The organism is Paenibacillus sp. AR247 (assembly GCF_002968895.1).
GTDB lineage: Bacteria > Bacillota > Bacilli > Paenibacillales > Paenibacillaceae > Paenibacillus_AQ > Paenibacillus_AQ favisporus.
In genome coordinates this window covers 12,270-15,449 of sequence record NZ_PCZT01000023.1, presented here as the reverse complement: position 1 = coordinate 15,449, position 3,180 = coordinate 12,270, and the positions used below count along the sequence as shown (strand labels likewise).

Genomic DNA, 3,180 nt, shown 5'->3' with positions numbered 1-3,180 from the left:
CCCTTGAAATGGTCGGTACCAGTTCAATTTCCGCTCCAGCCAATTGAATCGTTGCCGGAATAATATGAAGTCCTTCGATTTGCGTTTGCAGGATCGCATCCTTGGGATGTACATCATTGATAATCACATCATAAATGCAGTTCGCTACATCCGCTTTATTGACACCCACCCCACTGGTTGTATTGCCTTGGGGATCGATATCGACGAGCAGCACCCTTTTTCCGAGCGAAGCCAATCCTGCACCGAGATTGACGGAGGTTGTCGTCTTGCCGACTCCGCCCTTCTGATTTGCTATGGCAATAATTTTGGACACTCAATTCACCTCTATGTGTATGAAGACTCTTCTTGTAGGTCGCGGGATTGTGATCATCAGCAAAACAAACGGCTGCAAATACCTGTATGCCCCCCGGCGGTACATCAGAAGTACCGGTGTTTCAAGGATACAGATACGCAGAAACGGCTTCGCCCTGCAGTAGTGCGCTTCCCCTTGCTGGAATAACAAGAAAAACCTTTACTCAATTATTCGGACACCATCAATGAACAACTTTGATTTCAGAACATTGACGAGAAAAATGGGAGATGCGAACTTTCCCTCTCCCCCTCTATTCTTCCATCTTATGAAATTCAGCTGCCTGGAACCTATGATTTCATGGTTTAGAGTATAAATTCATTATGACTTCCTAAAAAAAGCGGCCGCTCAGCCGCTAAGCTCCATCGTATTAGCGCTTAGGAATTTTGATCACGATCTCATAATGATCCTCATGGTCGTTTTCCTGCGTTTTAATGGCCATCCCGGATCCAGACACCATATCGATGGATTGGCGAATCGTGTTCAACGCCAACCGGACGTCCTTGGTGTAAGAGATGCGCTTTGCCTTTTTAATTTTTGCCGATTCCTTGTAAAAGGCAACTCTAGCCTCTGTTTGTTTCACGTTCAGCTCTTTGGATACAATCTCAGCCAGCACTTTCAGCTGCAGTTCCTCAGTATCGAGGGACAGTAACGCGCGGGCATGCCGCTCCGTAATTTTGCGCTCCATCAGTGCATTTTTTACTTCCTCCGGAAGATGAAGCAGCCGGATTTTATTGGCAATCGTTGATTGGCTTTTCCCAAGGCGCTGTGCCAAGCTCTCCTGCGTAAGCTGATGAAGGTCAATGAGCTTTTGATAGGCAACGGCTTCCTCGATGGAAGTCAGGCCCTCACGCTGGAGGTTCTCGATCAATGCAATGGAAGCAGCTTGGGAATCATTGAATTCACGGACAATGGCGGGAATGGTCTCCAAACCGAGTTTGGAAACGGCACGCCAGCGCCGTTCACCGGCAATAATCTCGTATTTGGCATTACGGATACGAACGACAATGGGCTGGATCACCCCATGCGTCTTGATCGTTTGACAGAGTTCGTCGATTTTATCGTCATCAAAAATGGTCCGGGGCTGGTAAGGACTGCTTACGATTTCCGCCACCGGAATTTGCTTTACTTCATCCCCATTGCTTCGTTCCGTCAAACCAAACAATTTAGAAAATTGTTCTTTCATTCCGTATATTACCACCTAAATTCGTAATAGCACCGCTAGAGCACCTAACAACAATCTACAGGTCATCGAAACATCCACGTTGGATATGGGTAACAACTAACCCTTGAGCTTTGACAGCTGCTATCCAGACATAGAGAGTCATTCAATGACTTCAAAATGGAAGATGAGAATCGTCAGATCCGAACGCAATTTATGTATAAGGTTCAAATGACTGAACGGTCTGACAGTCAGACCACTTACCAACGATCATCCCTCTCTATCATACCATTTGAAGCCAGTTCATAGAATACAGTTTATACTCTATTCTACCACTTTTCTTCATATAATCCTATTCTCCAAAGTTCCCGATTTTTCCTGCCATTTATCCATTTTTTCACATCGGGAAAAGCATTTATCGATGGAACGTCAAAGAAGACAAACCACTTCTAACAGAAGCATTTCTTGCGATTTCACAGTGATTCGGCACCGTTATATTTATCACAATATAATCTTAGTAAAGCGGCTATCGCTGTATCTTTATAAAGGACAGACCGCGTATTTCAAAAGTTTTCTTGAAATTATATAGAATCGAACAGCTCCGCTGATAATTTATATTTTTATAATCTAAAAAAAGAGGACTGTTCCACGTGAAACAATCCTCTTCATTTTATAAATATGACTTGGTTCCAGACAGTTCGTTGATAGGAAGTCAGTCGACTGCACATTCCATAGAGTCTGATACAGCTTGCTGAAACCAGTTTTTTTATTACTAAAGGCGATTTAACCGCAGTTCCGGCCTTTCTCGGATATTTGCCCGGGGTAGGCGCAGTCTTACGGATCTGGACAATATGGCGAGCCGATTCCTCTACAGGTAGCAAGAAGCGTTCCACTTCGATCACCTTACCCCGCAGTTCCTTCAAGCTTTTGGCTGCCTCCTGTACTTCCTCCGCCGGATCGCTTCCTTTCATCGCCGCAAACAGACCGTTCACTTTGACAAAAGGGAGACAGAACTCATTCAGGACGGCCTGCCTGGCCACTGCTCGGGCGGTAACGAGATCGAAGTGATCACGGTACCCCGCCTTCCTTCCCCAATCCTCGGCCCGGCCATGGAGAAGTTCTACATCCTTAAGTCCAGTCTCCTGCACAATGTGCTGCAGGAAAGAAATGCGCTTGTTTAACGAGTCGATAATCGTCAGCTTCAAGTGTGGAAAACAAATCTTCAGCGGGATTCCCGGGAATCCCGCCCCTGAGCCGATATCGGCTAGTGTTCCGATCTCCCCCATGTTCACATAAAACGCCAGGGAGATGGAATCATAGAAATGCTTGGTGTATACTTGCTCCCGCTCGGTAATCCCGGTAAGGTTCATTTTCTCATTCCATTCAACCAGTTCCTTGAAATAAATTTCAAATTGTTCCAACTGGGATGGTTCGAGCGTAATGCCATGTTCTTTTAAACGCTGTGCAAACTGCTCTTGTATCGGATCCATTCGTTAACCTCTTGCCGCTGTAACGCGATTATAGTGTTCCAGATATACCAGCAGAATCGAGATATCCGCCGGCGTCACGCCGGAAATGCGTGAAGCTTGACCGATCGAAATCGGACGGATGCTGCTGAGCTTTTGACGAGCCTCGATGGCGATACCTTGAACATCGTTATAGTCGATCG

The 3,180-nt window shown here is 45.9% G+C and carries 4 protein-coding genes; all 4 read right to left on the bottom strand.

Features of this window, described 5'->3' with window-relative positions; genetic code table 11:
- A partial coding sequence (locus CPT76_RS29075; protein ID WP_181153114.1) for a ParA family protein occupies positions 1 to 313 on the bottom strand: 313 nt, incomplete at its 3' end.
- Between the two features lie 406 nt (positions 314 to 719).
- Complete coding sequence (noc, locus tag CPT76_RS29070) at positions 720 to 1,535, bottom strand: nucleoid occlusion protein (protein WP_105445362.1); 816 nt, start codon at positions 1,533 to 1,535, stop codon at positions 720 to 722.
- A 641-nt stretch (positions 1,536 to 2,176) separates the two neighbouring features.
- A complete protein-coding gene (gene rsmG, locus CPT76_RS29065; RefSeq protein ID WP_105445361.1) occupies positions 2,177 to 3,001 on the bottom strand; it encodes a 16S rRNA (guanine(527)-N(7))-methyltransferase RsmG in 825 nt (274 codons plus the stop codon).
- Positions 3,002 to 3,004: 3 nt separating this feature from the next.
- Positions 3,005 to 3,180 (bottom strand): hypothetical protein (locus CPT76_RS29060; RefSeq protein ID WP_146116470.1); only part of this gene is annotated, 176 nt, incomplete at its 5' end.